The following is a 5,615-nucleotide window of genomic DNA, read 5'->3' as shown; positions in this document are numbered from 1 at the left end:
ATATACAGCAACTGGTAACAGGAGCATTGCCTGCGCCGAAAATGCGCCGAATTGGCTTTCCGTGGAGCGATAGTTTGATTACTAGGACACTGACATCTGCTGGTGGCACATGTGAAACTGTTGTACAAGCATTGGGGCACGGCGTCGCGCTGCATTTAAGTGGCGGCTATCATCATGCCCACCATAACTATGGTAGTGGCTTTTGCCTTGTTAATGACCTGGTGTTAGCGGCAAAAAGAGCATTGACACTGGATGGAATCGACAAGGTGGTTATTGTTGATAGTGATGTTCACCATGGTGATGGAACGGCGACCTTGTGTGCGGCGGAAGATGACATTATTACTGTCTCATTTCATTGCGATAAGAATTTTCCGGCACGTAAACCAGACTCAGACTTCGATGTACCCCTTGCTAGAAACACCGAAGACAATGAGTTTTTGCAAGCCTTCACCTCTGTTGTTGAAATGGCGGTCAACCTCCATCAACCTGATCTGATTATTTACGATGCGGGAGTCGATATCCATATTGATGATGAACTTGGCTATCTTAATATTTCTACTGACGCAATCTATCAGCGCGACCGATTTATGTTCAAACTGGCTAAGCAAAAACAGTTACCGATTGTTTGCGTTGTCGGCGGTGGATACCGTAGCGAGCATAATGAGTTAGTTCCAATCCATATGCAGTTAATTCGAGCTGCTTTAAGTATTTACGTAAGTTAAGGAAAACAAATGGATCACCGAATTCGTGCAGCAGGCGTGTTGGTTAAAGGAGATATGATCTTGCTAGTTAAAGTGAGAGACTTCAGCGGTGAATATTGGATCCCACCTGGAGGGGGTATGGAACCTGAAGACCAAAGCTCAAGATCTTGTGTGGTACGAGAGTTTAAAGAAGAAGCAGGGCTTGATGTTGAGGTTGGTGAACTGCTGTGCGTGAGAGAGTTTTTAGAAACGCAAAGGCAGTGCTACCACGCAGAGTTCTTCTATCTCGTTGAGTCGTTTAGCGGATGTCCTAGCTTGGATAACTTAGCCGGCTTGAATGACGAAGAGTATATTCAAGCCGTCGAGTGGCTACCCATTGCCGACCTTGCTGATAAGCGCATTTATCCAGCAGAGCTAAAAGACAGCCTGATTAACTTAGTGAAAACCCGCTGTTTTTCCACCCATCTAGGTAGCTACAAACAAGGTGACAGAGAAGATATCAATTATCTGTAGCGTGATGCTTGAACGTAGGACTGAAGCTTATAGAACTCACAACGAAAAAGCCCGCTGATTTCTCAGCGGGCTTTTCGAATGTGGCGGAGAGATAGGGATTTGAACCCTAGATACGCTATTAACGTATGCCGGTTTTCAAGACCGGTGCTTTCAACCACTCAGCCATCTCTCCGTGGTGAAGCGAATAATATAGAGGTTGAGAAAAGTTGTAAACCCCTATTTTTACTGTTTGCTTTAATTATGAGCGGTTGGTGATAAAAAGCTGAACAAACAAGCATTTTAAGTGTTTTTCAATGCTCAAAGGTATTTTTTCATCGAATTCCTATTCAATATTATCAGAGCGTTTTTTTAAGTTGGTTCATTTTTCTTACAAAAGTAGTGAGGGAGTATGCAAACTAAACAAGGATCTATAGATAATTAACAAAAGATTGAGCAAAATGAATGCAATTCGCTGCGTAGTAGGTGAAGTTATGGTTTATTTATGAGCATCCCGCGTATTAACCTTTCATACTAAAGTATTAGGTCTTGTTATTTCGACACAACAAGTCTCAAACCATGGAGTATCGAGTGTCGGTATGTTGAAGTTTAAAGACGCTAATGTTCTTGTTGTAAAAGAGTTTCCTAATCGAAACATCAGCATATCGAGTTTGATGTTATCTCTTGGCATCAAGCCACACAAAATCATCTACCACAGTGCGCCTCATGAGCCACTGAATCGTACTTTTCATGATCGTTTTGACATTCTTATCTGTGATCAAAGCTACTGTCAAAATCAAGTTAAAGCTTCTGATCTTCTTTACCATTTAAGAGCGATGCGCACCATAGATGATAGCTCAACCATCATCATGGATTGCCTCGATGCCGAAGTGAAAGACTCAGCGTACTATTTGTCAGATATCCATATTACGCTTGAAGATAATCAGCGTAATATTAGTGAACAGATCCGCAGAACGTTTGAGAAAAAGAATACCGTGTGGCCAATGTTGCTTTCAGATAAAGAGTTCTCTGATTGCGAGATGGCTAAGCGCTATGAATTTTTTGAACATCACTATCCCGACTATCAGTATGATTTTATGCTGAAACGCGCCCATCAGTATTTAATGAAAAGAGAGCTCAAAAGCGCTACCGAGTTGTACGGCGCGTTAATTAAAGAGGCGGGTAAAAAGGATTACTCGTTGGAAGTGAGCTTCTTTCTCAACGCCATGCTGATGAATGGACAGTCTGAAGATGCACTAGAGCTTTATGATAAGTTCGATCTCTCCAAAGTCCAGTTTGGTCAGCCATTTGATCAAATAGGTGCCTTGCTACTGCTTAAGAAAGGACACCTTCAGCGTGGATATCGAATGCTAGTAACATCTGGGATGCGCTATGGGCTTGATATGACCGAAAGAACCCTGCTCGGGCTGATAGGTATCATCTTAGGTAAAAACGAGGAGGCGCTAGAGCATTTTTCGTCAAATTTGGCGGTGTCGAAAATGCTTAAGAGAGAAGTCCCTCAACATATGTTGAACTACATGTTTGCGTTGCTGATGCAGTGGACGTCAAACGATGAGAGCAGTTCTCTGTATAAGAAAAAGTACGAGCACATGCTCAATGAAGTTTCGCGCTTAAAGTTAAATGAAGCGGAGATTCAGCAGCTCGCAGTAATAAAGCTTCACGGCTATAGCTTGTCCATTGGTAATCAGAATGCTGAATCAACTATAAGTACGGTGGTTAGGAAACTACCTAAGCTTAGCTGCTGTTGTAAGGTACATGCGCTGTTTTTGGCGTCAGGACTAAATAATAAGAGTTACTTTACTGAGATTCACAGCGATATTTTTAACAGTGAAGGTGTGTTTATGCTCCAGCCTCTACCACCAACTTGTGCTGCGTTAACTCGATATATGGATTTCGGTCAGTTTGCGCGTAGTATGAGCCGCCAGCTGAGAGAGAAACACCTGACAGACTGAGTGACAGAAAAGCAAAAAAGAGAGCCTAGGCTCTCTTTTTTAAACTGGTCGGACTGACTGGATTTGAACCAGCGACCCCCGACACCCCATGACGGTGCGCTACCAAGCTGCGCTACAGTCCGCTGCCAATAATCTAATCTTAATTGGCTATAGGGTCAATCTCTAAGACGCTGATTCAGTTACTTTTTGCGTAGAAACGTTGTAACTCGGTCAAACCTTGCATCAAGATTGGCAGGGTAGGGTTTTCGTCTTTTAGTCGTTGGTAGTTGGCGTCGTAAAGTTTGTAGTTGCCAAACTTATCGATCACGGTCGTATTTTTGGTAGTAATTAGCGCCAGTTCTCGAGAATCTCCCGCTAATATCCAGCGACGTTTGCGTTCATCAAATAGATTACGACCACTGCTAAAGTCGGTCGGGTTTGATGACACACCAAGCAGGTCTTGCAGCAGGGTAACCGAAAGGTCCAGGTGACTGGTTCTGTGCGTGTATTCGCTTGCCAACTTACCCGGCCAGTGAATGATCATAGGTACATGTAGTTGGTACTGACTGTAGTTGGTGTTTGAGCCCCAGCTATTGGTTTTGGTCTCATTAAACTCAGTCGCGTGATTTGATGTAATTACAATAACGGTTGAATCATCTAGAGCTAATTCAGAGACCGCATCAATAAGTTGCTGAAGCTCTGAATCGGCTTGGGCCACGGACTTAAGATAGCCAGCCTTTAGCTTTTCGCCTGTGGAGAGCTTTTTATCGCCATCATTATATGTCGTGAAATTATCTACCGTGGTCAACTCGATAAAGCTAAACCATGGCTTTTGATCTTGTTGCTTAACCCAATCAGCCCAAGCATCAATTGCTTGGCTGTCTGCAGATTCGGCATCATCAAAGGCAATGCCAGTAAATTTCATGCCTCTAAACACTGTTTCGCCATAAAGCGCTTCATCAAAATTGTCTGCACTGAACAGGCCAAATTGGTACTGCTTGTCAAGCAGAGTATCAATCAGGATTGGTTTAGAGCCTTGAGTTTTAATACTGCTTGAATAGCTGCTCGGTAAACCATAGAACAGACCAAACACACCAAATGCGTCGTTACTCGCACTGAAGTGATTGGTGAAATTTAAGTTTTCTTGAGAGAAAGCATACGTCGCAGGCATTGCTTGTTCGTTGAGCATATCTGCGCGCAAGTTGTTAACACTGACCACCAACACATTGAGTGGATTTGCTCGGCGGTTGAACTCGATTTTTTCTAGTGGGTAACTCACCAACTCGGTATCGGTTTGGCTTTGCTCCAAACGCATTTGGTACTCTTCTCGGTCGAGTAGACCATGCTTCTCCATGAATGATTTTGCTGTCATGGGGTACGAGAGAGGGAAGTTAGCACGCTGGGCTGTAATCGGATTATAAAAGTACGCATCTGCCCAAACGTAGATTAGGTGGCTAGCAATAAAGCTCACAAAGAACAGTCCTGCGATAGGGCGGCCAACGTGTTTGTGCGATAGCTTACGTTGTTTACGCCACACCCATTCCGATAGCGCAAGCTGGATGAGGAAAATTAGTGGTAAAACGACAAATAGGTACTGTAAGTCGACACTCACGTTCGAGCTTTCTTTACTGAATAGGACTTCCCATACAACCGGAGTGAGGTGCAGGTTGATGGTTTGATAGGCTTGAGTGTCGACCAGTAGAATCGTTAGACCCACGGTCGCAAAACAAACCGCCACTAAACGGAACAGTTTTCGTGACGGTAAAATAAAGGTAAGCGGAAACAGCACCAGTAAATACAAGGCGAAAACGAGGAAGCCAAAGTGACCAACCCAAGAGACCATCAAATAGAATTGACCAAGTAGAGTTTCGGGCCACGGAGACTGAGTGATATAACGGGTTCCGATCAGCATTGCTGCGATAATGTTGAAAAAGGCAAACCAATGCCCCCATCCCACTAAACGCGATACGCGTTCACCGTATGTATTTCCGTTATCAACCATGTATGTGTTCTATTGTCCGTTATTATTCTTAGTGTTTTTTATCTTCAACTGAAGAAACAAGTGCTTCAGCAAATTTTTCAGCAATTGCTTTGCGTTGTGAAGCAGCAACGTCTTGATTTAAGACATTGGTAGCGATATTTCCAGCAATCATTAAAGCAAGTTCTGGACCTGCTGAATGTTTTTCAAGTACCGCAGCCACTTCCGCAAGGATAAGTTCCACTTGTTCGTCGCTGTATTTAGATGTAATCGGCATAAAGACTCTAATGATGATAGTAAAGCGGCTTATGATAACCTACAATGCCACGCAACTGAAACCTACGTGGCGATAAATTTCATTATGAGTCTTCATCTTTCAAACGTTATTCTTCATCAACTACAAAAAAACGATGCCGACGAGCTAATTGTCAATTTTCGTTCAGAATCTTTGTCTAATGACAGATCGACCGAAGACCTTGTTGCTGAGCTTCATCG

5 protein-coding genes, 2 tRNA genes and 1 pseudogene are annotated in these 5,615 nt (G+C 43.3%); 4 read left to right on the top strand and 4 right to left on the bottom strand.

The features are described 5' to 3' along the window. Both QTO00_RS13800 and QTO00_RS13795 read left to right on the top strand, forming a co-directional pair. Nucleotides 1–722 (top strand): histone deacetylase family protein (locus QTO00_RS13800; RefSeq protein WP_331425319.1); only part of this gene is annotated, 722 nt, incomplete at its 5' end. A gap of 9 nt (nucleotides 723–731) precedes the next feature. After that, nucleotides 732–1,214, top strand: coding sequence for an NUDIX domain-containing protein (locus QTO00_RS13795; protein ID WP_331425318.1), 483 nt, complete (start codon nucleotides 732–734; stop codon nucleotides 1,212–1,214). An 81-nt stretch (nucleotides 1,215–1,295) separates the two neighbouring features. Here QTO00_RS13795 and QTO00_RS13790 read toward each other — a convergent pair. Further along, nucleotides 1,296–1,386 (bottom strand) — tRNA-Ser (locus tag QTO00_RS13790). Between the two features lie 403 nt (nucleotides 1,387–1,789). Here QTO00_RS13790 and QTO00_RS13785 point away from each other — a divergent pair. Beyond that, nucleotides 1,790–3,163, top strand: coding sequence for a hypothetical protein (locus QTO00_RS13785; RefSeq protein WP_331425317.1), 1,374 nt, complete (start codon nucleotides 1,790–1,792; stop codon nucleotides 3,161–3,163). 45 nt (nucleotides 3,164–3,208) lie between these two features. Here the strand turns inward: QTO00_RS13785 and QTO00_RS13780 are convergent. From QTO00_RS13780 to QTO00_RS13770, 3 genes are all read right to left on the bottom strand, one after another. Next, nucleotides 3,209–3,285 (bottom strand) — tRNA-Pro (locus QTO00_RS13780). Nucleotides 3,286–3,338: 53 nt separating this feature from the next. Next, nucleotides 3,339–5,144 carry a DUF3413 domain-containing protein gene (locus tag QTO00_RS13775; protein ID WP_331425316.1) on the bottom strand — a complete coding sequence of 602 codons (1,806 nt, stop codon included), beginning with the start codon at nucleotides 5,142–5,144 and terminating at the stop codon, nucleotides 3,339–3,341. Between the two features lie 28 nt (nucleotides 5,145–5,172). Then, the gene (locus QTO00_RS13770) at nucleotides 5,173–5,397 is read right to left on the bottom strand and encodes a YejL family protein (protein WP_038206747.1); all 225 of its coding nucleotides are present in this window, start codon (nucleotides 5,395–5,397) and stop codon (nucleotides 5,173–5,175) included. A gap of 84 nt (nucleotides 5,398–5,481) precedes the next feature. Between QTO00_RS13770 and QTO00_RS13765 the strand changes: the two are divergent. Beyond that, a pseudogene (locus QTO00_RS13765) lies at nucleotides 5,482–5,615 on the top strand (nucleoid-associated protein YejK); the annotation flags it as partial.

It is taken from the genome of Vibrio sp. M260118 (assembly GCF_036533755.1).
In the GTDB taxonomy this organism is placed as follows: Bacteria; Pseudomonadota; Gammaproteobacteria; order Enterobacterales; family Vibrionaceae; genus Vibrio.
Note: the sequence above shows the minus strand (reverse complement) of the source record. Positions and strands in the feature narration are given on the sequence as shown.

What these genes read in the sequence shown, in the direction of transcription:
- QTO00_RS13775 (WP_331425316.1), bottom strand. Translation starts at nt 5,144, where the DNA reads ATGGTTGATAACGGAAATACATACGGTGAACGCGTATCGCGTTTAGTG.
- QTO00_RS13770 (WP_038206747.1), bottom strand. Translation starts at nt 5,397, where the DNA reads ATGCCGATTACATCTAAATACAGCGACGAACAAGTGGAACTTATCCTT.
- QTO00_RS13795 (WP_331425318.1), top strand. Translation starts at nt 732, where the DNA reads ATGGATCACCGAATTCGTGCAGCAGGCGTGTTGGTTAAAGGAGATATG.
- QTO00_RS13785 (WP_331425317.1), top strand. Translation starts at nt 1,790, where the DNA reads ATGTTGAAGTTTAAAGACGCTAATGTTCTTGTTGTAAAAGAGTTTCCT.